The sequence below is a fragment of the Gymnodinialimonas sp. genome (genome assembly GCF_059726805.1).
Window position 1 is genome coordinate 4,367,460 of sequence record NZ_AP041059.1, and the last position, 26,569, is coordinate 4,394,028.

Genomic DNA, 26,569 nt, shown 5'->3' on the forward strand with positions numbered 1-26,569 from the left:
TAGCGGCCCCACATGTGGCGAGACCGGATGATGTAGGCCCCCGTAGGTGCCCGGTTAAAGACGGTTGTTTGGTAAGACCAAACGACCAAAAACAGAGCCCCGGACGAATCCGGGGCTGTGCCGATAGGGTCTGTTAGGAGGTTGGGGTGTGGGGGTCAAGACGGTACGGAAGCAATTCGCCTGATGCCCAAACCTTGCCAAGGGTAAACGCCTGCTCGGCCCGCCTCAAGGCAGTGTAATCGTTCCCACCAGATGCGTTTGCCTCAATGGCATCGCTCGAAACAATATCTCAGCGCCACTGGTAGCGACACCCTCGCCGCTTGCGCCGTCAAACGTGCCGGTTCCAGCAACGACACTCCAATCGTTAGACAATCCCATATCACCCGGCGCCCACCTGATGGTGAAGGTGTTCTCGCCCTCGCCGATGATGCAAATGCCCTCGACCGAATTTACGCCGCCGCCCGCGAAGCCACTTCCCATACAACGAACGGCACCACCCTCAAGCGGACCCTCAACCACTTCCGAATAGCCCAGATTGTCCTGAGTAAAATACACCCCATCGTTCAGTTGAAAGGTTTCCTGGTTCAGCGGATAGATGAAATTCAACTCGATCCGCTCCTGCGCGCTCGCCGCACTGGAAACAACCGCACCAACAATAATGGCCGAACACACGATCCTGAGCATCGATCTCTCCCCCAAGTTGATTCTAAGACGACACTACAGAAATCTTCAGCGAGGTAGATATATTTACCGGAGGGCGCGGCCTGCACAATTTCGTGTTCCGCACGATCCACTAACAAAAACAGAGCCCCGGACGAATCCGGGGCTGTGCCGATGGGGTCTGTCAGGGGGTGTGGGGGTGGGGGTGGGGGTCAAGAAAGATGTCGAGGTGCTTTATGCAACCACCCACAAAAATGCATCGCTTGGCCTAGCGGAGCAATCGAAAAACTCTGTGTTCCGTGAGTGCCCTACTGCGCAACTCTCGAGACATCACAACCGCCGTGTCGGTGTGCCTCGTGTTGGACGCCATCCAACGAGCGATACGTTACACAGACCATGGTAGACGCTACAAGGTCCTGGAAAAGTCGGCGGTACTCTTCTCTCCATTCCGGACTGCGATCAAGAACGTCTGAAATCGTAAAGAACGGCGCACCCTCGCCAACAGCGTATGCTGCGTTGGGCCGCGGAATTCCCATCAGGGCAGGCTCAAAATCTTCAAAGCGCCTGTTGTGTGCGGCAATGCGCAAAAACTCCTCGATATCGTGGTATCCGGTCTCCTCAGTATAGTGAAGAACCGCTACCGATCCGGAAGTCGTTGGTCGTGCTAAGTGAACGCTTTCGATGATGGCCGGGCCGAAGCCAATATTGATGAACGCAACCTCTTCGGTTGGGCCGCGACTGGATGTGATTTGAATCAGTGGCTGAATTCTAGCACTCTCAAAGTCGGCGACCTGATTTATCGCACTTTGCCCCAAGAAAACGCCGTATGCGCCAATTAATGTGCTTGAGATTAACGTTAGAATTGTCGCGGTAGCGCTAGCCTTTTCCCAATCCAAATTCACCCCTCCCGATAGCCGTTTCTGATGAACGAATAGCCAAAAATATGCACCTGTCAGAATATCATACAATAGGACGAAGATACCCATAGCAGTCAAAAAAACCCCGACCGCCTCTCCAGCAGCCGGGGCTCTCAATCTCTCAACCGTAAACGCGAAGCTTACAGCCCAGTGCTCACGTCAATCGTGTTGCCCTCTTCGAGCGTCACGTAGGCCTTCTTCACGTCCTTGCGGGTGCCCAACTGGCCCCGGAAACGCTTGACCTTGCCTTTGGTGATGGTCGTGTTCACGGCCTTCACCTTCACGCCAAAGACGGCCTCAACGGCCTCTTTGATCTGCGGCTTGTTGCTGTCGATGGCCACTTCGAACGCCACGACGCCGTTCTCGGACGCCATCGTGGTTTTCTCGGTGATCAGCGGCTTGCGGATCACGTCGTAGTGCTTTGCGTCTGCGCTCATTTCAACCGAGCCTCCAGTGCTTCGACACCCGCTTTCGTGATCACCAGGGTGTCACGCTTGAGGATGTCATAGACGTTGGCGCCCATGGACGGCAGCACATCGAGACCCTCGATGTTGCGCGCGGCCTGGGCGAAGTTTGCGTCCACGTCCGACCCGTCGATGATCAGCGCCCGCTTCCAACCCATCTCCTTCACCTGTTTGGCGAGGGCAGAGGTCTTGGCGTCGTCCATCGCGATGGACTCGATCACCACCAGGCGGCCTTCTGCGGCCTTGGCCGACAGCGCGTGCTTCAGACCCAGCTTGCGGAACTTCTTCGTCAGCTCGTGACCGTGGCTACGTGGCGTTGGGCCCTTGTAGACACCACCCCCGCGGAAGATCGGAGCCGAGCGTGCGCCGTGGCGTGCGCCGCCGGTGCCCTTCTGGCGATAGATCTTCTTGGTGGAGTAGCTGACCTCACGGCGCGTTTTCACCTTGTGGGTGCCGGCCTGCGCATTGTTGCGCTGCCAACGGACGACACGGTGCAGGATGTCGGCGCGCGGCTCAAGGCCGAACAGGGCCTCGTCCAGGTCGACCGAGCCGGCTTTGCCGCCGTCAAGTTTGATTACGTCGACTTTCATCTTATTCACCGTCCTTCTGTTCTGCATCGCCCTCAGGCGCGTCGGCCTCGGCGGCCTCCATCGCTGCTTGCTCTGCGGCGGCTGCTTCTGCGGCGGCGGCTTCTGCCTCTGCTGCTGCGGCGGCGGCGGCCTCTTCAGCGGCTTTCGCGGCTTCAGCGGCGGCGGATGCCAGGGCGGCGGGCAGAATGGCGTTCTCGGGGAACGGCTTCTTGACCGCATCCTTGACCGTCACCCAACCCCCTTTGGAGCCTGGAACAGCGCCTTTGATCATGATCAGACCGCGATCCGTGTCGGTGCGCACAACCTGCAGGTTCTGCGTGGTGACACGCGCCGCACCCATGTGACCTGCCATCTTCTTACCTTTGAAGACGCGGCCGGGGTCCTGACACTGACCGGTGGAGCCGTGGGAGCGGTGCGAGATCGACACACCGTGCGTTGCGCGCAGACCGCCGAAGTTGTGCCGCTTCATGGCACCGGCGAAACCCTTACCGATCGAGGTGCCCGTGACGTCCACGAACTGGCCCTCAAAGTAATGGTCGGCGATGATTTCCTCGCCCACTTCAATGAGGTTGTCGGGGTCGACGCGGAATTCCACAAGCTTGCGCTTGGGCTCTACGTTGGCCTTTGCGAAGTGACCGCGCATCGGCGCCGTGGTCCGCTTTGCCTTGGCTGTGCCCGCCCCCAACTGAACAGCCGAATAGCCGTCAGAGTCGGTGGTCTTCTTGGCCACAACCTGAACTTTTTCCATCTGAAGAACGGTTACAGGGATCTGCTTGCCGTCTTCCATGAAGAGGCGGGTCATCCCGACCTTCTTCGCGATTACACCAGAGCGCAACATGATCAGTAGCCCTCCTTAAACCTTGATCTCGACATCCACGCCAGCCGCGAGGTCGAGCTTCATCAGCGCGTCCACGGTCTGGGGGGTCGGATCGACAATGTCCAACAGACGCTTGTGCGTCCGGATTTCCCACTGATCGCGGGACTTCTTGTCCACGTGCGGGCCACGGAGAACCGTGAACTTCTCGATCTTGTTGGGAAGCGGGATGGGCCCGCGAACCTGTGCGCCTGTGCGCTTTGCGGTGTTCACGATTTCCTGTGTGGAAGCGTCGAGAACCCGGTAGTCAAACGCCTTCAGGCGAATGCGGATATTCTGGCTAGCAACTGCCATTCTATCACCCTTTTAAGAGGGCCTAGATCGGAGAGGAGGATGGGCGCTCATCGCACACCCTCATCGCGTCTTTATTTTCTGCGCCACTGTGGGCGCGTTGGTCCAACAAAGAAGGGCGCGCGAATGGCGCACCCGTCTGGACATGCGCGCGTATAGGCGGAGTCGCGGAGGCTGGCAAGGGGGCAGTTCACCGATATCCCCGGGGGTTAGATCATCGAGGTCCGATCGTCTGGGCCCGGCGGAGGTTTCCCGCAGTTGGCCCAAGTTGGCCCATGCGTCAAGACAGCGACAAGGCGCTGGACCGACACGACTGTTTTTTGGCTCCGACACATAAAAATTGAATTGAATTAAGGAATTTAAAGATGGCCAGCACAGACTCCGGCTCCAGGAACGGAACCTTCCATACGGACGTTGACGGCGACACCGGCGCCTGGACGACAACCACGTCCTCCACGACCAGCGATAGCTCTGGCCAAACGGTCTATTCCAGCCACACGGTGACCTGCTCGGAGGGAGAGGGCAAAGGTCAGGAGACGAGTTCGACCCACACGGAATACAATCCCGACGGCTCGGTGAAAACCAAGCGCATGGAAACCTCTGTCACCGACGCGGAGGGAAACACCGTGGAAGCCTCCACGATGACCAAACACGAAGACGGCTCGACGACCACGCAAACCGTTGATGCCGATGGCAACGTCACGACCGTCAAGAAGGACAAGGACGGCAACGTGATTTCCGAAGAGACCTTGGATCCCGACGGCAAAACGATTGAGCAGGAGAAGACCGAATTCTGGGATGCCGATCTGATCTACGGCGATCACTCCGATCCGTTCCAGGGCAAGGACATGACCGAGGATATGAAGATGCTGATAGAGCTCGATCCCTCGGCAGAGATGTACGTCGACCATTTCGACTTCATCATGTGACCCCGCACCACCCGCGACGTGCTGCAGAGGCCCGGAGGTTTCTCCGGGCCTCTTGCGTGCGGGTGTCCCTCGTCCCTCGCCCTCACCCCCTCCTCGGGCATCGCGCGTCTTGGACGCGCAACGCCCTCCTCGCAGCTTTGAGGAGGTTTGTGGGAGGTTAATAATGGGTTAACGGGAATCGGGTTTTCGTTTGTTAACAGATAGTTGACCTGGGTGCTCAAGCTTGAGCAAGCCTGCCTTGGGACGGTGCGGCCCAAAACGCGAAGCCCTACACCAAACCTTAAGGAACCTCGGCGAGGCTGGAGCGATCACAACAGGAGCCAGAATGGAACCTCAGACACGCCTCGGGACCGCCCTCTTGACCAAATTCGCCTACGGTGGCGTGGATCTTACCGCCTTCCGGGAGGAGCTTTCCGTGCTCTGCCAGCACCGCGCCACGCGGGCGGGCGCGCTGATGGATCTCTCGACAATCGATCAATTGCAGGGGGACCTGCACGGCGGGCTCGCGCGCCAGGCCGAAGCGCTGGAAATCTGCGCCGCCTACCGCACCCACGGTCACCCAAATGCGCCGCTGACCCTGCTCGTCTTTGCCGCGCCGATCCACATGGGCGGCAATACGCCGGTCGAGTTCCTGCTGCCGGGCAAAGGCGTCACGATCATCACCCTCTACCTGCCCCACGATCCTGCTGATGATGCCACCCTCACCCTGCCCGCGCACGACGTCGCCTTCTGCGCCGCCCCCGCTGATGCAGCCGACGCCCATAAAACCTTCGACCGCGTTCGCGCCCTCAGCCAGGCCTCCGACGCGCCGGTCCTCAACCTCCCCGCCCGCCTGATCAAGCCGGAGCGGGACAGGCTCCCCGCGCTCCTCGGCGCCGTCCCTGGCCTGCGTTTGCCCAAGACTGTCAGCGTGGATCGCGCGGACCTGTGCGCGGCATTACAAGACGGGTGGGAAGCGGCGTTTCTGCACGGCGCGGGCCCCTATCCCTATGTCGTCCGGCCCGCAGGCTCCCACGCCGGTCAGGGTTTGCAAAAAATCACCTCACGCGCGGACTTCCTCGACTACCTTGACGCCCGCGAGGAGCCCACGTTTTTCGTCAGCGAGTTCATCAACTACGCCGGACCAGGCGACGGCTTGTTTCGCAAATACCGCGTCATCCTGGTCGATGGCGTCCCCTACCCCTGCCACATGGCCATCTCGGACCACTGGGACGTCTGGTACATGAACGCCGACATGTCCGGCTCGGCCGCAAAACGCGCCGAGGAAGCCGCCTTCATGGCGGGTTTCGCGGACGATTTCGCCCCCCGCCACGCGCGCGCCTTCGAGGCCCTCTACCAAAGCCTCGGGCTCGACTACGTCGGCGTGGACTGCGCGGAGGATGCAGAGGGTAATCTGGTGGTATTCGAGGCCGACAACGCCCTCATCGTCCACGACATGGATTGCACAGAGACCTTCCCCTATAAGACCGCCCCAATGCAGCAGATCTTCGCGGCATTCGCGCGGATGCTGCGGACAAAATGTGACGCGCCATCGACGACAACCCTGCACCAAGTCCCGCCCTTGCACGCAGATCCGAGGCAGACTGCAGCCTTCGGGTAGGCGCCATCTCGGCGCTCGCAACGGCGGCTCTGTGAAGTAGCGACGTCGATTGCTGGGTCGTTTTACTTAGCCATCCAGTCGCCAATCCATTAGCGCTGATCCCATGGCATACGATTACGACAAACTCTACGGCGAGACCCGAGACGCCCTGGGGGAGCCCACTCCCATCTTCACCGATTTCTTTGATCGGTTTGAAAAGCAAAACGCCCGCATCCTGGACGTCGGTTGCGGACAGGGGCGCGATGCGATTTTCATCGCCAGGAAAGGCCACCGCGTGGTCGGCGTGGATCTATCCGCCAATGGGATCCGTGACCTGCAGCGCGTCGCCAAGAAAGAAGGTCTGTCTATTGAGGGCATCGTAGCGGATATCGCGACCTTCACGCCGAATGGTGTCTTCAATGTCGTTTTGATCGACCGGACGTTGCACATGCTGGACGGCCCGTCGCGGCGCGCGGTTCTCGGAAAGATGCTCGATCATGTGGCGAAAGGCGGTTGGCTCCTCATCGCAGATGAAGCTTCCAATGTGGAGGCCTGCAAGACGGTCGCAGCGGAGCATGAAGTCCAATGGCAGGTAGAGGTGTCGAGGCGTGGCTACCTATTCCTGCGCCACGGCTAGGAACTATTTGGGGTGACCGATCGCGCGGGCCTCACGCCCCTTCTTATTCTTCTACTATAATGTGAAAAATATTCTTGGTGGGGGTTTGACCCTCTGGTGCAAGTTTGCACAAGCTCTGCACGCTTTGAGGCAGGGCAAGCAAAAAGGCCGCCCGGGTGGGGCGGCGGTAGGTGCGCGGTTAACAGCAGGTTAACGCGGTTTTTTTATCGTTTTATATCAGTATATTATAAGACTGCTCAAGCTTGAGCAGGTTTGAGCAGTCACAAAAAGGCCACCCCGAAGAATGGCCTTTCCTGAGTTTCTTCAATCGCTAGATCGATTACCCTCTCATGACAAAGGCCGCCCCAAGAGGCGGCCTTTCCTTGAGTTGCAGCCGGGTGCTGCCTTGGGCTCTCGTGCGGTTTGGCTTCGCCAAACAACACTGCCACCCAAGGCCCACTGGCCAGCGTTTCCTATGGAAACGCGACCTTACTCGATGATCTTTGCCACAACACCAGCACCGACGGTGCGGCCGCCTTCGCGGATGGCGAAGCGCAGGCCGTCTTCCATCGCGATCGGTGCGATCAGCTCGACGTTGAACTTCAGGTTGTCGCCCGGCATCACCATCTCCGTGCCCGCGGGCAGCTCGACCGTGCCCGTCACATCCGTCGTGCGGAAGTAGAACTGCGGACGGTAGTTGGCGAAGAACGGCGTGTGGCGGCCACCCTCGTCTTTGGTCAGGATATAGGCCTCGGCCTCGAACTTGGTGTGCGGCGTCACGGAGCCGGGCTTGCAGAGAACCTGCCCGCGCTCGATCCCGTCACGGTCCACACCGCGCAGAAGCGCGCCGATGTTGTCGCCCGCCTCACCGCGATCCAGCAGTTTGCGGAACATTTCCACGCCCGTGCAGGTCGTCTTCGACGTGTCGCGGATGCCCACGATCTCGATCTCGTCGCCGACGTTGATCACGCCACGCTCGACGCGACCGGTCACAACCGTACCACGACCCGAGATCGAGAACACGTCCTCGATCGGCATCAGGAACGGCTGGTCCACGGCGCGCGCGGGCGTCGGGATGTACTCGTCCACGGCCGCCATCAGCGCGTCGATGGAATCCTTGCCGATGTTGTCGTCGCGGCCTTCCAGAGCGGCGAGCGCCGAGCCGGGAATGACGGGGATGTCGTCGCCGGGGTACTCGTAGGAGGACAGCAGCTCGCGGATCTCCATCTCCACCAGTTCCAGCAGCTCCTCGTCGTCGACCTGGTCCACCTTGTTCATGTAGACGACCATGTAGGGGATGCCGACCTGGCGACCGAGCAGGATGTGCTCGCGGGTCTGGGGCATCGGGCCGTCAGCGGCGTTCACCACCAGGATCGCGCCGTCCATCTGGGCGGCACCGGTGATCATGTTCTTCACATAGTCGGCGTGGCCGGGGCAGTCGACGTGGGCGTAGTGGCGGTTCTCGGTCTCATACTCCACGTGCGCCGTCGAGATCGTGATCCCCCGTGCCCGCTCTTCCGGAGCCGAGTCAATCGACGCGTAGTCCTGAAAATCGCCAAACTGCTTCGTAATCGCCGCCGTCAGCGTCGTCTTGCCGTGGTCAACGTGCCCAATCGTGCCGATGTTCACATGCGGCTTAGAGCGTTCAAACTTTTCCTTTGCCATGAGATGGCCTCCTTTATGTGGTGTCGGATGCGCGATGAATGCGCACCCTACGGGGGGTCGGCGGGGGCCGTGGCCCCCCCGGTTAGGCGTATTTCGCTTGGATCTCGTCCGAGATGTTCTGCGGAACGGGCTCGTAGTGGTCGAACTGCATCGAGAACTGCGCGCGGCCCGAAGACATGGAGCGCAGCGTGTTGATGTAGCCGAACATGTTGGCCAGCGGCACGAAGGCGTCGATCGCGATGGCGTTGCCGCGCGTATCCTGACCCTGCACCTGACCGCGACGGGACGTGAGGTCGCCGATGATGCCACCGGTGTAATCCTCGGGCGTGATCACCTCGACCTTCATGATCGGCTCCAGCAGCTTGGCGCCGGCCTTCCGCATCCCTTCACGCATGCCCATGCGGGATGCGATCTCGAACGCGAGGACCGAGGAGTCCACGTCGTGGAACTTGCCGTCCAGCAGCTGAACCTTGAAGTCGATCACGGGGAAGCCCGCAAGCGGACCGCTGTCCATGACGGACTTAATGCCCTTCTCGACGCCCGGAATGTATTCCTTCGGCACCGCACCACCGACGATTTTGGACTCGAACGAGTAGCCTTCGCCCGGCTCCGTCGGCTGGATGAGCAGCTTGACTTCGGCGTATTGGCCCGAACCACCCGACTGCTTCTTGTGGGTGTAGGTATGCTCCACCTCGTGACCGATGGTCTCGCGGTAGGCCACCTGGGGGGCACCGATGTTAGCTTCAACCTTGAACTCGCGCTTCATGCGGTCGACGAGGATGTCGAGGTGCAATTCGCCCATGCCACGCATGATGGTCTGGCCGGACTCGAGGTCCGTTTCCACGCGGAACGAGGGATCTTCCGCCGACAGACGCTGCAGCGCCATCGCCATCTTCTCCTGGTCCGCCTTTGTCTTGGGCTCGACCGCGATCTCGATCACCGGCTCGGGGAACGTCATGGTTTCAAGAACGACGGGGTCGTTCTTGTCGCAGAGCGTATCACCGGTCGTGGTGTTCTTCAGGCCACCCAGCGCGATGATGTCGCCGGCGAAGGCTTCATCGATCTCTTCGCGGTTGTTGGAGTGCATCATCATCATCCGACCAACACGCTCGTTGTTCTGCTTGGTCGAGTTGATCATGTTGTCGCCCTTGCGCAGCTGGCCGGAGTAGATCCGGACAAACGTCAAGGAGCCCACGAAGGGGTCGTTCATGATTTTGAACGCGAGGCCAGAGAAGGCCATGTCGTCGTCGGCGCGGCGCGCGATGTTCCGGGTTTCCGTCTCGTCACCGGGTTTGAAGCCCATGTAGTCCACCACGTCGAGCGGGCTCGGCAGGTAGTCGACCACAGCGTTCAGCAGCGGCTGCACGCCTTTGTTCTTGAACGCGGAACCGCCCAGGACCGGCACGAAGGCCATGTCCAGCGTGCCCTTGCGCAGCAGTTTGCGCAGGGTCGGCACATCAGGCTCGTTGCCTTCCAGGTATTCCATCATGGCGTCGTCGTCCATTTCGACGGCCGCCTCGATCATCTTGCCGCGCCATTCGTCAGCCATGTCCTTCAGGCTGTCGCGGATCGGAGCCTTGATCCAGGACGCGCCCAGATCTTCGCCCTGCCACAGCCACTCTTCCATGGTGACGAGGTCGATCAGACCCTCAAGCTCGGTCTCTGCGCCGATCGGGATACCGATGGGCACAGCGCGCGCGCCGGTGCGGTCTTCAATCATGTGGACGCAGTTGAAGAAGTCTGCGCCGATCTTGTCCATCTTGTTGACGAACACCATCCGCGGAACCTTGTAGCGGTCGGCCTGACGCCACACCGTTTCGGTCTGCGGCTCCACGCCCGCGTTGGCGTCAAGCACGCAAACGGCACCGTCAAGAACAGCCAGCGAACGCTCGACTTCAATGGTGAAGTCCACGTGGCCGGGGGTGTCGATGATGTTCAGGCGGTGCTTTTCGGAATCGGGCTCTGTGCCGTTTTCGGTCCGCTCCCAGAAGGTGGTGGTGGCAGCCGAGGTGATCGTGATGCCACGCTCCTGCTCCTGCTCCATCCAGTCCATCGTGGCCGCACCGTCGTGCACTTCGCCGATGTTGTGGGATTTGCCGGTGTAATACAGGATCCGCTCGGAGCAGGTGGTCTTACCTGCGTCGATGTGGGCCATGATGCCGAAGTTGCGGTAGCGCTCCAGGGGATAATCGCGTGCCATGGGGGTGTCCTAAGACTAAAGTTTAAACGGGGAAGCGGCCCCCGGACGGGGCCGCCTGATCGCTTGTGGACGCCGAGATAACCCGGCGCCAAGAAATTACCAGCGGTAGTGGCTGAACGCGCGGTTGGCGTCGGCCATCTTGTGGGTGTCTTCGCGCTTCTTGACGGCGGAACCACGCATGTTGACGGCATCGACCAGCTCACCGGCCAGACGCTCTTCCATGGTGTTCTCGTTGCGGGCGCGGCTGGCGTTGATCAACCAGCGGATCGCCAAAGCTTCGCGGCGCTCGGGGCGCACATCGACGGGCACCTGGTAGGTAGCACCCCCCACACGGCGGGAGCGGACTTCCACGGCGGGTTTGATGTTTTCCAGCGCTTCGTGGAACACTTCCACGGGCGCGCGCTTCAGCTTGCCTTCGACGCGGTCAAAGGCGTTGTAAACAATCCGCTCAGCGACGGATTTCTTGCCGTCGATCATCAGGTTGTTCATGAATTTGGTCAGGACCATATCGCCAAACTTGGCGTCGGGCAGGACCTGGCGTTTCTCGGCGGCGTGACGACGCGACATCGCTCAATCCTCTTCTTATTTGGGGCGCTTGGCGCCGTACTTCGAACGACGCTGGCGACGGTCTTTGACGCCTTGCGTATCGAGAACACCGCGCAGGATGTGATACCGCACACCGGGAAGGTCTTTCACACGACCGCCACGGATCAGAACAACCGAGTGCTCTTGCAGGTTGTGGCTTTCACCGGGGATGTAGCTGATGACCTCAAAACCATTGGTCAGGCGCACCTTGGCGACTTTCCGCATGGCCGAGTTCGGCTTCTTGGGCGTGGTGGTGTAGACGCGCGTGCAGACGCCGCGCTTCTGCGGGCAGCCTTCCATGTGCTGGGACTTGGAGCGCTTAATTTTAGGCTGCCGCGGTTTGCGGATCAGCTGTTGGATCGTTGGCATGGGGTCTCCCCGGTTTGCTCATTTTCATCTTTGGCGCCCCATGCGTGGCCAAACCGCACGGACAACACCAAAACCGCGAGTGTCCCTTCCCTACCTGGAGGACGCCGCGGTCGAATTTCCAGAGGATCAAAGCGATAAAAGTGCTCGGATCGTGGCCACTCAGAACTGTAGTTTGGCATTGCGGGACAAAGCGATGTCCTAGCCAGATGCGCGCCGTATAGGCGGAGTCCCTAGGGCTGTCAACAGCCGCCCCCGCCTATCGCGTCAACGCCTGCCATTCCGCTTGGAATGCAGCGAAATCAATGGCGAAACGGCGTTGGATCATCGGCGCGATATCCTCGGGTTTGAACGGGATCGGCTGGCCCGCGCCAAAGGGCGTCTTCGCGTCGTTGTGGGCGTGATCGCCGCGGATGAACATCACGCTGTCGGTGAGGTTCACGAAGGGCACTCGCGCCCAGATCTTGTGATGGGGGAAGTCCATCACGATGGCCTCGTCATCGGGCTTGAGGTAAATCGCGAGCCCCGCCGACCAGCAATGGGTGTTGAGAAGATGCGGCGTGATCGACCCGTCGTCTTGGGCCTCCAGCACCATGCCCTTGCCGTGATCCAGCGCCACGCGCCCGTGGAAATTCGCCAGCTTTGCCATTTTGCCCCAGCCCCGGCGCAGCTGTTGGACGTAGTCCACCGCCACGGCGTCGTCGTCATCCAGCCGGAACTCTGCCACCACGGCGCGGTTCAGATCACGCCCGCCCCACATGACATCCCGGCAAATGGCGCGGTGATCGCCGGGCTCGCGCCAATGGGCCTGAACCTGGGGGATGTCTGCGATGGCGGCCTCTACGCGGCTGCGCCAAGGGTCGGGGAAGTCTTCGCCAAGTAGCAGGTGCAGGGTGAAATCCTTGTCCGTCTGCGCGCGCAGCGGGGGCAGGAAAATATGCTCGAACCACAACGTCCGTTCGTCCAGCCGCTTGGGCGCGTAAAGCGCGGCGCGGCGTTCTTCCAGGCTTTCGTGATACTTCTTGAACCCGCCCGTGCAGGGGAACGAGAACCGGCACAGGCCTTGGATCAGCACACCCTCAGCCATGTTTGACCTGCCTTTCCCGGATCAACGTGAACACTCCCGTTGCCACCACAATCAATGCCCCCGTCAGCGCCAGCGCGTTCGGGAACTCGGCGAAGATCAGCCAGCCCGCGATCAGCGCGAATACCAGCGAGGTATAGCGGAATGGGGCGGTCACCGCGACCTCTCCGACGCGCATCACGAGGATGGAGAAGACGTAGCCGCCGATGATGAAGCAGGAGGCGAGCGCCAGAAGCGCCAGGTTGGTGGGGCTGACGGCCACCCATTCTTCGGTCACCGACATGACGCCGCCGAACAGGCAGATCGCGAGCGCCGTGATGACCGCAACGGTCATTGACGGCAATCCGTCCGAGAAGCTGCGGGTCACCAGATCGCGGCCTGCGACCAGCGCCACCGTGGCCAAGGCCAGCAGAGAGTAGACGTTGAAGCCCTCTGCGCCCGGCTGCACGATCAGCAACACGCCAAACGCGCCCACGCAGATTGCGCTGAGGCGGCGCCAGCCGACGGGTTCGTTGAATAGCAGCGCCGCGCCCAGGGTCACCGCCAGAGGCAGGGCCGAAAGGATCGCGGTCGCATTGGCGATCTGCATGTTGATCAGCGCGGTGAGGAACGTGACCATGGCCACCACCTCAAAGAACGTGCGCAGGGCCAGCTTGCCCCGATCACCGCGCGGGATGTGGAAGCTCAGCTTGCCGAATGCCGCCACCGTCGCCGTAAGCATCACTGTCGTCAGAAGCCCGCGCAGGAACACAATCTGGAACAGGGGCAAATCGTCGGCCAGCAGTTTCACGACCGTGTCGTTCAACGTAAACGCCGCCATGGATCCCATCATGAAGAGGGACCCCTTGAGGTTGGGGGTCATTCCGCCTCGCCGTCCGGGCCATCGGAGCCGTCGTCCATGTCGGCCCGCGCTTCTGCCGCCAACTGACGCGCCATGCCCGAGCCTTCTTCCTGCAGTTTCTTCATCATCGGCAGCAGCCGCTTCGGGTTGAGGCCGAAGCGTTCCCGGAACAGCTTGCGCGCCTGCCAATCGGGCAGGGCCCGCGCGCCCGGTGGGATGGAGCGGTCAGAGTCATTATGCCCGTGCAGCGTGCGGACGAACATGTATTCGTGCGGGTCGATCCAGCAGCGCGCGTTGCACGCCAGCTTGCGGTGGTTCCAGCGGTAGATGTTGTGCTGGCTGTCGGGGTGGTGGATCATCGCAGAGGCAAGCCCCAGCGGCTGCGGTTCCGAGTAGTCCCAAAACTGCTCTTCATCCCGCTTCATGTCCCAGTAGATGCCGCGGTGAAAACACACGGCGGCGGGCACGTCCTTGGTGGCCCAATTCAGCTTGATCAGGTTGTCAGAAATCTCGCGCGTCCGCTCGATATAATCCATGCCCACGGCGTCGTCATCATCCAGCCGGAAGCCGGTGATGAAATCCGCCTCCTCCTCGTCCAGCCCGCGCCGAAACGCGCGGCGGGTGGAATTCAGCGGCCCGGCGGCCTCCAGCGTGGCGACGCGCAGAAACGGGTATTTGTCGGCCAGCCGCTTGAGGCGTTTGCGGAAATGGAACGGCATCGTGTCACCAATCAGTGCCACCAGCACGAAATCCGGGTCCGTCTGCACGGCCAGCGAGGGCAGGCAGATGTTCTCAAAATACGCAAACCGGCGCTGCATCCGGCCCGGCGCATAAAGCACCTTCGCCGCTTCCTCGGCCCCGCCCTTCAGGGTGCGAAAGCCCGCGTCGCCCAGGTACGAGAAACGGCACACGCCAATGATCTTGTTCACAGCACTCATGGGACGCCTCTACCGGGTCGGTTGGGCAAAAGTTAGGCGAAATGGCCCGGTTGGGGAATCCCCCTTGGGTTAAAGCGTCCCGCCTTTAACCTGAGACATCAGATAGAGGCGGGGCGCGTGCAACGATTAAACCGTGCACGGCGCTCCCCCAAAAGCTGTTCCTCAGGTTTTTGGCGGAACGCCTTAGGTCAGGACTTGGCGCAGGACCGCGGCAAGATCCTTGCCGTCGATGTCTGAGAGCGTGTGCAGTTTCACGTGCCGCCGCGCCTTGCCCTTGCCTTCCAGATGGCCGCCGGGATCGTCGAGGGTCGCGCCTTGCGAAAACTCGACCGAGACGTGATCTTTGTAGAGGAATACGCCGCCCACGAAGGCCTTGGGGTTGGCAGGGTCGGGCACGAAGACCTCTCCGCCGTACTTGGGCACCAGCGCCATACCGGGCGCGATGTCCGAGGCGAGGGCTTTCGCCGCAGCGGCGATGTCGCTTAGCTCATCCATCGGTATCGACCGTGGTCCAAACCGCCATCTCGGTGCCGCCGGGTTCTTTGAATTGGAACCTGCGCCCGCCGGGAAAGGCGAAAATCTCCTGCGTGATCTCGGCGCCCGCCGCTTTCACGCGGTCCAGCATGGCCTCCAGATCGTCGGTCCGCACCACCGGCAAAGGCGCGCGCAAGGCCCCACGTTCAATCCCGCCGCCAAGGCCTGCGCCCTGGATGTCTTTGTAATCGGGGCCATAATCGATGTAGCTCCACCCGAAGGCCTCGGTGAAAAAGGCCTGGGTCGCCTCCACGTCGGGGGACGTGAACTCAAGGTAGTCGAGGGCAGGATTGGCGTCAGATGTCATGGCACTCTCGCTTGCGGTGGGACCTTGACGGTAGCGGAGGCGGCAGGAACTGCAAGGGCTTGGCTGGCCCCATTTCCGCTAGGCAGGTGCCCTGCTTTCGCCCCATCCGGCCCGTAGCCTTCGGCTGACCGATAACCGGAGGACCCAAGCATGTTGGACAAAAGCGATATGCCGTTGCTGTTTTGCGGCGTGATGTTCGCGGGCGTCCTGTCGCTGGCTGCCGGCAGCCAAGAGCCGCCGCTTGAAACGCCGATCACGGTGGACATGGCGCAATTGCCCGCGACCCCACTGGGCCGCGCGCCAGACGGCGCGCCCCTGCAAACCGCCGTTCCCGCGCAGATCGTGGATGTGGCCGACGGGTTCCAGGCCGAATTGCTCTATGCCTATGCGATTGATGGCCTCGTCGTGTCCCGGCGCGCCTTTCGGGGACGCGGCGCGAACCAGATCTCGCCGCTTGATCTGGGCATCGTCTGGGGAGCGATGGCCGAGGACGGTATGACCAACCACATGCGGTTCACCGCCGGGCGGCGGGTCCTGAACTTGCGCATCGACGATGTCAGCAGCCTGCCCCGGAACTGGCAACATCAGATCACCAACAACCACCTGATCCCCGCCTCGGACGCCGCACGGGAAGCATTGTTGGCCGTGGAGGTCGGGCAGCGGGTGCGGATCGTCGGCTATTTGGTCAACGTCACGGGCGACACGATGGGCCCCTGGCGGTCTTCCACATCGCGCACCGACGGCTCCATCGTCAGTGGCTGCGAGATCATCCTTGTGCGCGGGGTTGAGGTTTTGCCGACGGCGTAGGCCCAAACGAAAACGCCCCGCTGTTTCCAACGGGGCGTTTCCAATTCACAGGCGCGGCGCCTTATTCAGCAGCGTCGCCCGAAGCTTCTTCTTCCATCACCGGAGCGGCCAGAGCCGCCGCAGCTTCCGCCTCGGCCTGGGCCGCGTCGATGACGACCTGGTCACGGGACTTGGCGATGCGCTCCACATCATGGGTGGCCCCACCCGTGCCCGCCGGGATCAGGCGGCCCACGATGACGTTCTCTTTCAGACCAACCAGCTTGTCCTTCTTGCCCTGAACAGACGCCTCGGTGAGGACGCGCGTCGTCTCCTGGAAGGAGGCGGCAGAGATGAAGCTGCGGGTCTGCAGCGACGCCTTGGTGATGCCAAGCAAGATCGGCTCACCCTGAGCGGGGCGACGACCGTCACGGACAGCCTTGGCGTTGGCGGCATCGAACTCGGCCTTATCCACGTGCTCGCCTTTGAGCAGCGTGGTCTCGCCCGAATCCTGGATCTCCCACTTCTGGAGCATTTGACGCACGATAACCTCGATGTGCTTATCGTTGATCTTCACGCCCTGAAGACGGTAGACGTCCTGCACCTCGGCGATCATGTAATCGGCCAGAGCCTCAACCCCCAACACCGCGAGGATGTCGTGGGGCGCGGGGTTGCCGTCCATGATGTAGTCACCAACCTGAACGAAGTCGCCTTCGGCCACAGGAATGTGCTTGCCCTTGGGCACCATGTATTCGACGGGCTCCAGGCTTTCGTCCGCAGGAACAATGCCGATCCGGCGCTTGTTCTTGAAGTCACGGCCGAATTTCACGTAGCCATCGATTTCCGCGATGATCGCGTGGTCCTTGGGACGACGCGCCTCGAAGAGTTCGGCCACACGCGGCAGACCACCGGTGATGTCCTTCGTCTTCGCCCCTTCCCGCGGGATCCGCGCGATCACGTCACCTGCCTGAACACTATTGCCTTCCTCGATGGAAAGAATCGCATCCACGGACATCGTGTAGGTGACCGGGTTGCCCTGATCGTTGCGCATCGGCTCTCCGTCTTCGCCCGCGATGATGATCTCGGGCTTCAGCTCATTGCCTTTGGGGGCCGTGCGCCAATCCGCGACGATCTTCTGGGTCATGCCGGTGGCATCGTCCGTCTCATCCCGGATCGAGATGCCCGAGACGAGGTCCACGAACTTTGCCGTGCCCGCCGCTTCGGCGATGATCGGCAAGGTGTAAGGATCCCATTCGAACAGGCGATCGCCCCGGGTCACTTTGGCCGCATCCTCGACAAGGACGTTGGTACCGTACCCCAGCTTGAACGACGCACGCTCCGAGCCCTGGTCGTCCATGATCGCCAGAACCATGTTCCGGCCCATGACGACGTTTTCGCCATTGGCATTCCGCAGCATGTTGGCGTTGCGGAATTCGACCGTACCGTCGACGTTGACCTCCTGGAAGGACTGCTGACCACCCTGGGCCACGCCGCCGATGTGGAACGTCCGCATCGTCAGCTGTGTGCCGGGCTCACCAATCGACTGAGCCGCGATGATGCCCACGGCTTCGCCGGTGTTCACCTTCGTGCCGCGTGCCAGGTCACGACCGTAGCAAGTCGCACAAACACCCTCTTCCGCCTCACAGGTCAGCGGAGAGCGCATCTGCATCGTGGTCACGCCAGCGGCTTCCACCGCGTCGGCTTTACGCTCGTCGATCAACTCGCCGCGCGAAACGATGATCTCGTCCGTGCCGGGGATGAAGACATCTTCACCCGCGGTCCGGCCCAGAATACGCTCGGCCAGCGAGGCCACGACTTCACCATCGTTCACGGCCGCTTCGGCCTTGATCGTGTTGCTGGTGCCGCAATCGTCCATCCGCACGATGCAGTCCTGTGCCACGTCGACCAAACGACGCGTCAGATAACCCGAGTTCGCCGTTTTCAACGCCGTGTCCGACAGACCTTTCCGGGCACCGTGGGTAGAGTTGAAGTACTCAAGAACGGTCAGACCTTCCTTGAAGTTCGAGATGATCGGCGTCTCGATGATTTCGCCGTTCGGCTTGGCCATCAGGCCGCGCATGCCGCCCAACTGCTTCATCTGCGTGACCGAGCCACGGGCACCGGAGTGGGCCATCATGTAGACCGAGTTCGGCTCCATCTCGGCATCGTTCTCGTCCCGCTTGGAGGCCGAGATCGTGCCCATCATGGCGTCCGTCACCTTGTCGTTCGCTTTCGACCAGGCATCGATGACCTTGTTGTACTTTTCGCCCTGGGTGATCAGGCCATCCATGTATTGCTGTTCGAACTCTTTCACCTGGCCGCGGGTGTCTTCCACCAGCTCCCACTTGTCGTCGGGGATGACCATGTCGTCCTTGCCGAAGGAGATGCCCGCTTTGAACGCCTCCTTAAAGCCCATGGACATGATCTGGTCGCAGAAGATGACCGACTCTTTCTGACCGCAATAGCGGTAGACGGTGTCGATGACCTGCTGCACCTCTTTCTTGCGCAGAAGACGGTTCACCAGATCAAAGGGCGCCTTCGCGTTCAGCGGCAAAAGCGCGCCCAACATCACGCGACCGGGCGTGGTTTCAAACCGCACCATGATCTCGTTACCTTCCTCGTCGATCTGCGGCAGGCGGGCCGTGATCTTGGAGTGCAGGTGGATTTCACCGGCGTCGAGCGCGTGACGCACTTCGTCCACGTCGGCGAAGATCATGCCTTCGCCTTTCATGCCCTCACGGGCCAGGGTCACGTAGTAGAGGCCAAGGATCATGTCCTGCGAGGGAACAATGATCGGCGCGCCGTTGGCTGGCGACAGAACGTTGTTCGTGGACATCATCAGAACGCGGGCTTCCAGCTGAGCTTCCAGCGAAAGCGGCACGTGCACGGCCATCTGGTCGCCGTCGAAGTCAGCGTTAAACGCGGAACAGACCAGCGGGTGAAGCTGGATCGCCTTGCCTTCGATCAGAACCGGCTCGAACGCTTGGATGCCAAGACGGTGCAGCGTGGGCGCGCGGTTCAGCAGAACCGGGTGCTCTCGGATCACCTCGTCGAGGATATCCCAAACCTCGGGGCGCTCTTTCTCGACCAGCTTCTTGGCCTGCTTCACGGTGGAAGACAGGCCTTTAGCCTCAAGCCGCGAGTAGATGAACGGCTTGAACAGCTCCAACGCCATCTTCTTCGGCAGGCCGCACTGGTGCAGCTTCAACTCCGGACCCGTCACAATCACCGAACGACCCGAGAAGTCGACGCGTTTCCCCAAAAGGTTCTGGCGGAAACGACCCTGCTTGCCTTTCAGCATGTCCGACAGCGATTTCAGCGGGCGCTTGTTGGCGCCCGTGATCACGCGGCCACGGCGGCCGTTATCGAACAGCGCGTCGACGGATTCCTGCAACATCCGCTTTTCGTTGCGGATGATGATGTCCGGCGCACGAAGCTCGATCAGGCGCTTCAGGCGATTATTCCGGTTGATCACGCGGCGATACAGATCGTTGAGGTCGGACGTCGCGAAACGACCCCCGTCCAGCGGCACCAGCGGGCGCAGCTCTGGCGGGATCACGGGCACAACGGTCATGACCATCCACTCGGGCCGGTTTCCGGACTCGAGGAAGCTCTCAACGATCTTCAGACGCTTGATGATCTTCTTCGGCTTCAGCTCACCCGTGGCCTCTTTGAGGTCCTCGCGCAGCTGGTTGGCCTCGGACTCAAGGTCGATCTGGGACAGCATCTCGCGGATGGCTTCCGCACCGATGTTGGCCTGGAACGCGTCGGCGCCGTAGGCGTCCTGGGCGTCCATGAACTCTTCCTCGCCCATCAACTGACCGTATTGCAGGTCCGTCAGGCCGGGCTCGATCACCACGTAGTTCTCGAAATAGAGGATCCGCTCCAGATCGCGCAGGGTCATGTCCAGCATCAGGCCGATGCGGGACGGCAGCGACTTGAGGAACCAGATGTGCGCGACGGGGGCGGCCAGTTCGATGTGGCCCATGCGCTCACGGCGGACCTTTTGCAGCGTAACTTCCACACCGCATTTCTCGCAGACAACGCCGCGATACTTCATCCGCTTGTATTTGCCGCAGAGGCATTCGTAGTCCTTGATCGGCCCGAAGATACGGGCACAGAACAGACCGTCCCGCTCGGGCTTGAACGTGCGGTAGTTGATCGTCTCGGGCTTCTTGATCTCACCGTAGGACCAGCTGAGGATCCGCTCGGGGCTTGCGAGCGAGACCTTGATCTCATCAAATGCCTTGGGGGGCGTCAGCGGGTTAAACGGGTTGTTAGTCAGTTCCTGGTTCATTTCGAATCCTTGAAATTAAGGGCGCGTAAGGGACGGGGGCGATCTTCCGACCGCCCCGGGGGCACCGGCTTATTCAGCCGCGATGCCGCCTTCGTCGTCCTCCGCATCCAGGAGTTCCATGTTGAGGCCCAATCCGCGGACCTCTTTGACGAGAACGTTGAACGATTCCGGTACGCCGGCTTCGAAGTTGTCCTCGCCCTTCACGATGCTCTCGTAGACCTTGGTCCGGCCCGCGACGTCATCCGACTTCACTGTCAGCATTTCCTGCAAGGTGTAGGCGGCGCCGTAAGCTTCAAGCGCCCAGACCTCCATCTCACCGAAGCGCTGACCACCGAACTGCGCCTTACCACCCAGCGGCTGCTGCGTGACGAGGGAGTACGGGCCCGTGGACCGGGCGTGGATCTTGTCGTCGACAAGGTGGTGCAGTTTCAGCAGGTATTTGACACCCACCGTCACCTCACGGGCGAACTGTTCACCGGTACGACCGTCGAACAGCTTCGACTGACCGGAGGTGGAGAAACCCGCGCGGATCAGCGCATCGTTCACATCCGCTTCCTTCGCGCCGTCAAAGACGGGCGTTGCAATCGGCACACCTTTGGTCACGTTACCCGCAGCCTCCAGCAAAGACTCCTCATCGCGGCCCGCGAAAGCGTCGTCGTAGACGTCGTCACCGTAGGCGATTTTCAGGGCATCGCGCACCGGGGTCATGTCGCCCGATCGACGATATTCGTCCAGCGCTTCGTCGATCTGCAGACCCATGCCGCGTGCGGCCCAACCCATGTGGGTTTCCAGGATCTGACCCACGTTCATGCGCGAAGGCACACCCAGCGGGTTCAGCACGAAATCAACCGGCGTGCCGTCCGCAAGGAACGGCATGTCCTCCATCGGGACAACCTTCGAGATCACACCCTTGTTGCCGTGACGACCGGCCATCTTGTCGCCGGGCTGCAACTTGCGCTTCACGGCGATGAAGACCTTTACCATCTTCATCACACCCGGGGGCAGATCGTCGCCGCGACGGACCTTTTCGACCTTATCCTCAAACCGGTGATCGAGCGCGCGTTTCTGCGTGTCGAACTGCTGGTTCAGGGCTTCGATGTGGGCCGCGTCCTGCTCATCTTCCAGGGCCAACTGCCACCACTGACCGCGGGACAGTTGATCGTCCAGCAGCTCGTCGGTGATGACCGTGTTCGGCTTCACGCCTTTCGGACCTTTGACAGCCGTCTTGCCCATGATCATGCCGCGCAGACGGGCGTAGATGTTCCGCTCCAGGATCACCAACTCGTCGTCGCGGTCGCGGGCGAGGCGTTCCACCTCTTCCCGCTCGATCTGGAGGGCACGTTCGTCCTTCTCCACACCGTGGCGGTTGAAGACGCGGACTTCCACGATCGTGCCGTAGTCGCCGGGCTTCACCCGCAGCGATGTGTCACGAACGTCCGAGGCTTTCTCACCAAAGATGGCGCGCAGAAGCTTTTCCTCCGGCGTCATCGGGCTTTCGCCCTTTGGCGTGATCTTACCCACAAGGATATCGCCCGGCTCCACTTCGGCGCCGATGTAGACGATGCCCGCTTCGTCAAGGTTGCGCAGCGCTTCCTCACCGACGTTGGGGATGTCACGGGTGATCTCTTCCGGCCCAAGCTTCGTGTCACGGGCGGCGACTTCAAACTCCTCGATGTGGATCGAGGTGAAGACGTCATCGCGCGAAATCCGCTCAGAGATCAGGATCGAGTCCTCATAGTTGTAGCCGTTCCACGGCATGAACGCGACGATCACGTTCTTACCCAGCGCCAGTTCACCGATATCGGTGGACGGACCATCGGCGATCACTTCGCCCTTGCCGATCCGATCGCCCACCTTCACCAGCGGACGCTGGTTGATGCAGGTGTTCTGGTTCGAGCGCTGGAACTTGCGCAGGCGGTAGATGTCCACGCCCGCGTCGCCCAACTCCAGATCTTCCGTCGCCCGGATCACGATCCGCTGTGCATCAACCTGGTCGATGACACCGCCACGCTTGGCCATAATGGCCGCGCCGGAGTCCTTGGCCACGACGGCCTCGATCCCGGTGCCCACGAAAGGCGCGTCCGCTTGCAAAAGCGGAACCGCCTGGCGTTGCATGTTCGATCCCATCAACGCGCGGTTGGCGTCGTCGTTCTCAAGGAACGGGATCAGCGATGCAGCGACGGACACCAACTGCTTGGGCGACACGTCGATCAGGTCAATCGCTTCACGGGGGTTCAGCGTGTATTCGCCGGACATCCGTGTGTTGACCATGTCGTTGACGAAACGACCGCCCTCATCAAGGTTTGCGTTCGCCTGCGCCACGGTGTGGCGCATTTCCTCGGTCGCGGACATATAGACCACGTCGTCGGTGACTTTCGCGTCCTCAACCCGGCGATATGGCGTCTCGATGAAGCCGTACTTGTTGACTCGCGCGTAAGTGGCGAGCGAGTTGATCAGGCCGATGTTCGGGCCTTCCGGCGTCTCAATCGGGCACATGCGACCGTAGTGGGTCGGGTGCACGTCGCGCACCTCAAAGCCCGCACGCTCGCGTGTCAGACCACCCGGCCCAAGCGCCGACAGGCGGCGCTTGTGCGTCACTTCAGACAGCGGGTTGGTTTGGTCCATGAACTGCGACAGCTGCGAAGAACCGAAGAATTCACGCACGGCAGCGGCTGCTGGCTTGGCGTTGATCAGGTCCTGCGGCATCACGGTGTCGATCTCGACCGAGGACATACGCTCCTTGATCGCGCGCTCCATCCGCAGAAGGCCCACGCGGTACTGGTTCTCCATCAACTCACCGACCGAGCGCACCCGGCGGTTGCCGAGGTGGTCGATGTCGTCAATGTCGCCGCGACCATCGCGCAGCTCCACCAGCGCCTTGATGCAGGCGATGATGTCTTCCTTGCGGAGCGTCCGCATGGTGTCTTCCGCGTCCAGATCCAGACGCATGTTCATCTTCACCCGGCCGACGGCGGACAGGTCATAACGCTCGCTGTCGAAGAACAACTGGTCAAACAGGTTCGACGCGGCCTCCACGGTGGGCGGCTCGCCCGGGCGCATGACGCGGTAGATGTCCATCAACGCGCCTTCGCGGTTGAGGTTTTTGTCCACAGCCAAAGTGTTGCGCATGTAGGGGCCGACGTTGACGTTATCGATGTCGAGCGTCGGGATCTCGGTGATGCCCGCATCGATCAGCTCTTTCAGGGTCCCGCCGCTGACTTCGCCGTCTTTGCCGATTTCCCAGGTCAACTCGTCGCCGGCTTCGACGTAGATCGCCCCGGTTTCCTCGTTGATGATGTCCTTGGCGGCAAAACGCCCGATAATACCGTCAAACGGCACCAGCAGATTCTCGATGAACCCTTCGTCGATCCACTTCTTGACCGCGCGCGGCGTCACCTTCTTGCCCGCCTCGGCGATGACTTCGCCGGTTTTGGCGTCCACCAGATCGCTGACGGGGCGCGTCCCACGCACGCGTTCCGGGAAGAACTTCGTGGACCAGCCTTTGTTCTTCACCATCTTGTAGGTGACGGTGTCGTAATAGGCATCCATGATGCCTTCCTGGTCCAGACCCAACGCATAAAGCAGGGTGGTCACAGGCAGCTTACGACGGCGGTCGATGCGCGAGAAGACGATGTCTTTGGCGTCAAACTCGAAATCCAGCCACGACCCGCGATAGGGAATGATGCGGCAGGCGAACAGAAGCTTGCCCGAGGAATGGGTCTTGCCCTTGTCATGGTCAAAGAACACGCCGGGAGAGCGGTGCATCTGGGATACGATCACACGCTCGGTGCCGTTCACAACGAACGTCCCGTTGGGCGTCATCAGGGGCATGTCGCCCATGAACACGTCTTGCTCTTTGATGTCCTTGACGGACTTCGCGCCGGTATCCTCGTCGATATCAAACACGATCAGCCGCAGCGTCACCTTGAGGGGCGCGGCGTAGGTGAGGTCGCGCTGCTGACACTCTTCGACGTCGAATTTAGGCTGCTCAAGCTCGTATTTCACGAACTCAAGAATGGCGGTTTCGTTGAAATCCTTGATCGGGAAGACCGACTGGAAGACACCTTTGATGCCCTCGCCGTCCATCGGCTCTTGCTGATCGCCTGACTTCAGGAACAGGTCGTAGGACGACTTCTGCACCTCGATCAGGTTCGGCATCTCCAGCACTTCGCGGATTTTGCCATAGAATTTGCGGATACGTTTCTGGCCTGCGTAGGTTTGCGGCATGTGCGTTCGCACCTTTCTCTCTCGCGCGGCACCCTCGCCGCCGGGACCTCGGCGGAGCGCTCGCAAGAATATAAGACGTAGCGGATCAATCTGTCTGCCGTCCCACCGGCAAAGCACGATCCTTTTGCTATCGCCTTGGAAAACGCCTTCACCTGAAACGAAGGCCCTTTCCAAGACGTAAGCTGGACCCCGGATTTCTCCAGGATCCAGCCATTGTTCCGTGGTGCACCATGAATGTGCACCCTACGCACCCGCGATCCGGGCCCGCGTAGGGTGCACCCTTGGTGTGCACCTGCCTTAGGCCAGCTCGACCTCGGCGCCAGCTGCTTCCAGCTTGGCTTTGACTTCTTCGGCTTCCGCCTTGTCGACGCCTTCTTTGATCTTGCCACCGGCTTCGACCAGGTCTTTTGCTTCTTTCAGGCCCAGGCCCGTGATGCCGCGAACTTCCTTGATCACGTTGATCTTGGAGGCGCCGGGGCTTTTCAGCACGACGTCGAATTCGGTCTGCTCTTCAGCGGCAGCACCGCCACCGTCAGCAGGACCCGCCATCATGACAGCGCCGCCAGCGGCGGGCTCGATGCCGTATTCGTCTTTCAGGATGGTCTTCAGTTCCTGGGCTTCCAGGAGGGTCAGACCAACGATCTCTTCTGCGAGTTTCTTCAGATCAGCCATTTGCTTTTTCCGTATTTAAGTATGTGTTCCAACGCCACAAGGGGCGGGTTCTCAACGGGTGCTTACGCCGCCTTCTCTTCGATGGTCGAAAGGATGGAAGCGATATTCGAGGCAGGCGCGCCAATGGCACCGGCGATGTTGGCGGCGGGCGCGCCGATGCAACCAACGATGGAAGCAATAAGCTCCTCGCGGGAAGGCATCTTTGCGACAGCTTTCACACCATCGGCATCCAGGATGTTTTCGCCCATCGCACCGCCAAGGATGACGTAGTTGTCATTCTCTTTGGCAAACTCGTCCGCAGCCTTGGCAGCTGCGACCGGGTCTTCCGAATAGGCAAGAACAGTCATGCCCGTCATCAGGTCCGAGATGCCAGCGACATCCGTTCCATCAAGGGCAATCTTGGCGAGCTTGTTCTTGGCAACACGCACGGCCCCGCCTGCGTCGCGAACGCGACCGCGCAGATCTTGCATGTTAGCAACCGTGAGGCCCTGGTAGTGTGCAACTACCACGACGCCAGAGCTTTCAAAGATCTGGCCGAGTTCCTCGACCACTTTCTCTTTCTGGGCTCTATCCACAGGTTTTCTCCAACTTGGCGGCCCCATGTTTGGGGTTACGCCGCTCTATTAACCGGATCGCTCCGGCGGTTTTTGGTCCGCTTAGGCAACGGAACCGAACACCGCCAAGCGCTCAACGGGTTGAGCGTTCAACATCTGTCTGATCCCATCTCAGGCAGGAATTATTGGGGCTTTGGGCCCCGACCCACCGTCTCGGACGAAACGCAAAAGAGCGTCCGACGAATCGCACGCTCTGCTGCAAGGGGGTGACTAAACTGATCGGTCTGATTTGCCAAGCCTCAAGGGTGATTTATTCACCCTCCAGCCCAGGGCCCAAGCCCTATGGACTCACTCGTCGGTGCCAGCACCCGTGGCTGCACAGCCGAGGATGCAGCGCCGCGCGCGGCCCGGGTTGCTATAGGCGTTGCGAAGGGTGCTCACCACGCCGGACCCGGTCGTGGTCGCCGTCGTGCCCTGGGGCGGGATCGTCGGCCCGGTGTCGACCGAGCTGCCGCCCGCCATCGCACCCGTTGCCACCACTGCCGCAAACGCCGTGGAAATCGTGAGAAGCTTGAACTGTCGCATGGAATTCTTGC

General features: G+C 61.0%; 24 protein-coding genes. 4 read left to right on the forward strand and 20 right to left on the reverse strand.

Going from position 1 to position 26,569, the window contains the following annotated elements:
* Positions 1-225: 225 nt before the first annotated feature.
* The 6 genes from AC6I9R_RS21510 to rpsJ form a co-directional block, all read right to left on the reverse strand.
* A complete protein-coding gene (locus AC6I9R_RS21510) occupies positions 226-684 on the reverse strand; it encodes a hypothetical protein (protein WP_461429225.1) in 459 nt (152 codons plus the stop codon).
* Between the two features lie 284 nt (positions 685-968).
* Entirely contained in the window at positions 969-1,646 is a 678-nt protein-coding gene (locus AC6I9R_RS21515) for a hypothetical protein (RefSeq protein ID WP_461429224.1), read from the reverse strand.
* A 71-nt stretch (positions 1,647-1,717) separates the two neighbouring features.
* Positions 1,718-2,014, reverse strand: a complete 297-nt coding sequence (locus AC6I9R_RS21520) for a 50S ribosomal protein L23 (RefSeq protein ID WP_461429223.1) — start codon at positions 2,012-2,014, stop codon at positions 1,718-1,720.
* Positions 2,011-2,631, reverse strand: a complete 621-nt coding sequence (rplD, locus tag AC6I9R_RS21525) for a 50S ribosomal protein L4 (RefSeq protein ID WP_461429222.1) — start codon at positions 2,629-2,631, stop codon at positions 2,011-2,013. The genes AC6I9R_RS21520 and rplD overlap by 4 nt, the downstream gene beginning before the upstream one ends.
* Before the next feature lies 1 nt (position 2,632).
* Positions 2,633-3,469, reverse strand: a complete 837-nt coding sequence (gene rplC / locus AC6I9R_RS21530; RefSeq protein WP_461429221.1) for a 50S ribosomal protein L3 — start codon at positions 3,467-3,469, stop codon at positions 2,633-2,635.
* Between the two features lie 15 nt (positions 3,470-3,484).
* Entirely contained in the window at positions 3,485-3,799 is a 315-nt protein-coding gene (rpsJ, locus tag AC6I9R_RS21535; protein ID WP_068361016.1) for a 30S ribosomal protein S10, read from the reverse strand.
* Between the two features lie 362 nt (positions 3,800-4,161).
* Between rpsJ and AC6I9R_RS21540 the strand changes: the two genes are divergently transcribed.
* The 3 genes from AC6I9R_RS21540 to AC6I9R_RS21550 all read left to right on the forward strand — a co-directional run bounded on the left by AC6I9R_RS21540 (position 4,162) and on the right by AC6I9R_RS21550 (position 6,941).
* Positions 4,162-4,725 (forward strand): hypothetical protein, encoded by a 564-nt coding sequence (locus AC6I9R_RS21540; protein ID WP_461429220.1) that lies wholly within the window; start codon positions 4,162-4,164, stop codon positions 4,723-4,725.
* A gap of 325 nt (positions 4,726-5,050) precedes the next feature.
* Complete coding sequence (locus tag AC6I9R_RS21545) at positions 5,051-6,325, forward strand: ATP-grasp domain-containing protein (RefSeq protein ID WP_461429219.1); 1,275 nt, start codon at positions 5,051-5,053, stop codon at positions 6,323-6,325.
* Positions 6,326-6,428: 103 nt separating this feature from the next.
* Positions 6,429-6,941, forward strand: coding sequence for a class I SAM-dependent methyltransferase (locus tag AC6I9R_RS21550; RefSeq protein ID WP_461429218.1), 513 nt, complete (start codon positions 6,429-6,431; stop codon positions 6,939-6,941).
* A gap of 468 nt (positions 6,942-7,409) precedes the next feature.
* Here AC6I9R_RS21550 and tuf read toward each other — a convergent pair whose 3' ends face one another.
* The 9 genes from tuf to AC6I9R_RS21595 form a co-directional block, all read right to left on the reverse strand.
* Complete coding sequence (tuf, locus tag AC6I9R_RS21555) at positions 7,410-8,585, reverse strand: elongation factor Tu (protein ID WP_497863043.1); 1,176 nt, start codon at positions 8,583-8,585, stop codon at positions 7,410-7,412.
* Positions 8,586-8,667: 82 nt separating this feature from the next.
* Positions 8,668-10,785, reverse strand: a complete 2,118-nt coding sequence (gene fusA, locus AC6I9R_RS21560; RefSeq protein WP_461429400.1) for an elongation factor G — start codon at positions 10,783-10,785, stop codon at positions 8,668-8,670.
* A 96-nt stretch (positions 10,786-10,881) separates the two neighbouring features.
* Positions 10,882-11,352 (reverse strand): 30S ribosomal protein S7, encoded by a 471-nt coding sequence (gene rpsG / locus AC6I9R_RS21565; RefSeq protein ID WP_341863531.1) that lies wholly within the window; start codon positions 11,350-11,352, stop codon positions 10,882-10,884.
* A 15-nt stretch (positions 11,353-11,367) separates the two neighbouring features.
* Positions 11,368-11,739, reverse strand: a complete 372-nt coding sequence (gene rpsL, locus AC6I9R_RS21570) for a 30S ribosomal protein S12 (RefSeq protein ID WP_461429399.1) — start codon at positions 11,737-11,739, stop codon at positions 11,368-11,370.
* Positions 11,740-11,995: 256 nt separating this feature from the next.
* Entirely contained in the window at positions 11,996-12,823 is an 828-nt protein-coding gene (locus AC6I9R_RS21575; protein WP_461429398.1) for a putative rhamnosyl transferase, read from the reverse strand.
* The gene (locus AC6I9R_RS21580) at positions 12,816-13,682 is read right to left on the reverse strand and encodes a DMT family transporter (RefSeq protein WP_461429397.1); all 867 of its coding nucleotides are present in this window, start codon (positions 13,680-13,682) and stop codon (positions 12,816-12,818) included. The genes AC6I9R_RS21575 and AC6I9R_RS21580 overlap by 8 nt, the downstream gene beginning before the upstream one ends.
* On the reverse strand, positions 13,679-14,599 hold the full coding sequence (locus AC6I9R_RS21585; RefSeq protein ID WP_461429396.1) for a glycosyltransferase: 921 nt from the start codon (positions 14,597-14,599) through the stop codon (positions 13,679-13,681). The genes AC6I9R_RS21580 and AC6I9R_RS21585 overlap by 4 nt, the downstream gene beginning before the upstream one ends.
* 183 nt (positions 14,600-14,782) lie before the next feature.
* Positions 14,783-15,094, reverse strand: a complete 312-nt coding sequence (locus AC6I9R_RS21590) for a DUF1801 domain-containing protein (protein ID WP_461429395.1) — start codon at positions 15,092-15,094, stop codon at positions 14,783-14,785.
* Positions 15,087-15,440 (reverse strand): VOC family protein, encoded by a 354-nt coding sequence (locus AC6I9R_RS21595; RefSeq protein WP_461429394.1) that lies wholly within the window; start codon positions 15,438-15,440, stop codon positions 15,087-15,089. Before AC6I9R_RS21595 ends, AC6I9R_RS21590 begins: the two co-directional genes overlap by 8 nt.
* A gap of 150 nt (positions 15,441-15,590) precedes the next feature.
* On the opposite strand from AC6I9R_RS21595, the gene AC6I9R_RS21600 reads away from it, so the two are divergent.
* Positions 15,591-16,247, forward strand: coding sequence for a hypothetical protein (locus AC6I9R_RS21600; RefSeq protein ID WP_461429393.1), 657 nt, complete (start codon positions 15,591-15,593; stop codon positions 16,245-16,247).
* Positions 16,248-16,308: 61 nt separating this feature from the next.
* Here AC6I9R_RS21600 and rpoC read toward each other — a convergent pair whose 3' ends face one another.
* From rpoC to AC6I9R_RS21625, 5 genes are all read right to left on the reverse strand, one after another.
* Positions 16,309-20,520 carry a DNA-directed RNA polymerase subunit beta' gene (gene rpoC / locus AC6I9R_RS21605; protein ID WP_461429392.1) on the reverse strand — a complete coding sequence of 1,404 codons (4,212 nt, stop codon included), beginning with the start codon at positions 20,518-20,520 and terminating at the stop codon, positions 16,309-16,311.
* A 69-nt stretch (positions 20,521-20,589) separates the two neighbouring features.
* Positions 20,590-24,747, reverse strand: coding sequence for a DNA-directed RNA polymerase subunit beta (rpoB, locus tag AC6I9R_RS21610; RefSeq protein WP_461429391.1), 4,158 nt, complete (start codon positions 24,745-24,747; stop codon positions 20,590-20,592).
* A gap of 297 nt (positions 24,748-25,044) precedes the next feature.
* Positions 25,045-25,419, reverse strand: coding sequence for a 50S ribosomal protein L7/L12 (rplL, locus tag AC6I9R_RS21615; protein WP_461429390.1), 375 nt, complete (start codon positions 25,417-25,419; stop codon positions 25,045-25,047).
* Between the two features lie 62 nt (positions 25,420-25,481).
* Complete coding sequence (gene rplJ, locus AC6I9R_RS21620) at positions 25,482-25,994, reverse strand: 50S ribosomal protein L10 (RefSeq protein ID WP_461429389.1); 513 nt, start codon at positions 25,992-25,994, stop codon at positions 25,482-25,484.
* Between the two features lie 327 nt (positions 25,995-26,321).
* Positions 26,322-26,558, reverse strand: coding sequence for a hypothetical protein (locus tag AC6I9R_RS21625; RefSeq protein WP_461429388.1), 237 nt, complete (start codon positions 26,556-26,558; stop codon positions 26,322-26,324).
* Positions 26,559-26,569 lie beyond the last annotated feature (11 nt).

Excerpts from the sequence above, each read along its gene's own strand:
- AC6I9R_RS21510 (WP_461429225.1), bottom strand. The coding sequence starts at position 684 with ATGCTCAGGATCGTGTGTTCGGCCATTATTGTTGGTGCGGTTGTTTCC.
- AC6I9R_RS21515 (WP_461429224.1), bottom strand. The coding sequence starts at position 1,646 with ATGGGTATCTTCGTCCTATTGTATGATATTCTGACAGGTGCATATTTT.
- AC6I9R_RS21520 (WP_461429223.1), bottom strand. The coding sequence starts at position 2,014 with ATGAGCGCAGACGCAAAGCACTACGACGTGATCCGCAAGCCGCTGATC.
- rplD (WP_461429222.1), bottom strand. The coding sequence starts at position 2,631 with ATGAAAGTCGACGTAATCAAACTTGACGGCGGCAAAGCCGGCTCGGTC.
- rplC (WP_461429221.1), bottom strand. The coding sequence starts at position 3,469 with ATGTTGCGCTCTGGTGTAATCGCGAAGAAGGTCGGGATGACCCGCCTC.
- rpsJ (WP_068361016.1), bottom strand. The coding sequence starts at position 3,799 with ATGGCAGTTGCTAGCCAGAATATCCGCATTCGCCTGAAGGCGTTTGAC.
- AC6I9R_RS21540 (WP_461429220.1), top strand. The coding sequence starts at position 4,162 with ATGGCCAGCACAGACTCCGGCTCCAGGAACGGAACCTTCCATACGGAC.
- AC6I9R_RS21545 (WP_461429219.1), top strand. The coding sequence starts at position 5,051 with ATGGAACCTCAGACACGCCTCGGGACCGCCCTCTTGACCAAATTCGCC.
- AC6I9R_RS21550 (WP_461429218.1), top strand. The coding sequence starts at position 6,429 with ATGGCATACGATTACGACAAACTCTACGGCGAGACCCGAGACGCCCTG.
- tuf (WP_497863043.1), bottom strand. The coding sequence starts at position 8,585 with ATGGCAAAGGAAAAGTTTGAACGCTCTAAGCCGCATGTGAACATCGGC.
- fusA (WP_461429400.1), bottom strand. The coding sequence starts at position 10,785 with ATGGCACGCGATTATCCCCTGGAGCGCTACCGCAACTTCGGCATCATG.
- rpsG (WP_341863531.1), bottom strand. The coding sequence starts at position 11,352 with ATGTCGCGTCGTCACGCCGCCGAGAAACGCCAGGTCCTGCCCGACGCC.
- rpsL (WP_461429399.1), bottom strand. The coding sequence starts at position 11,739 with ATGCCAACGATCCAACAGCTGATCCGCAAACCGCGGCAGCCTAAAATT.
- AC6I9R_RS21575 (WP_461429398.1), bottom strand. The coding sequence starts at position 12,823 with ATGGCTGAGGGTGTGCTGATCCAAGGCCTGTGCCGGTTCTCGTTCCCC.
- AC6I9R_RS21580 (WP_461429397.1), bottom strand. The coding sequence starts at position 13,682 with ATGACCCCCAACCTCAAGGGGTCCCTCTTCATGATGGGATCCATGGCG.
- AC6I9R_RS21585 (WP_461429396.1), bottom strand. The coding sequence starts at position 14,599 with ATGAGTGCTGTGAACAAGATCATTGGCGTGTGCCGTTTCTCGTACCTG.
- AC6I9R_RS21590 (WP_461429395.1), bottom strand. The coding sequence starts at position 15,094 with ATGGATGAGCTAAGCGACATCGCCGCTGCGGCGAAAGCCCTCGCCTCG.
- AC6I9R_RS21595 (WP_461429394.1), bottom strand. The coding sequence starts at position 15,440 with ATGACATCTGACGCCAATCCTGCCCTCGACTACCTTGAGTTCACGTCC.
- AC6I9R_RS21600 (WP_461429393.1), top strand. The coding sequence starts at position 15,591 with ATGTTGGACAAAAGCGATATGCCGTTGCTGTTTTGCGGCGTGATGTTC.
- rpoC (WP_461429392.1), bottom strand. The coding sequence starts at position 20,520 with ATGAACCAGGAACTGACTAACAACCCGTTTAACCCGCTGACGCCCCCC.
- rpoB (WP_461429391.1), bottom strand. The coding sequence starts at position 24,747 with ATGCCGCAAACCTACGCAGGCCAGAAACGTATCCGCAAATTCTATGGC.
- rplL (WP_461429390.1), bottom strand. The coding sequence starts at position 25,419 with ATGGCTGATCTGAAGAAACTCGCAGAAGAGATCGTTGGTCTGACCCTC.
- AC6I9R_RS21625 (WP_461429388.1), bottom strand. The coding sequence starts at position 26,558 with ATGCGACAGTTCAAGCTTCTCACGATTTCCACGGCGTTTGCGGCAGTG.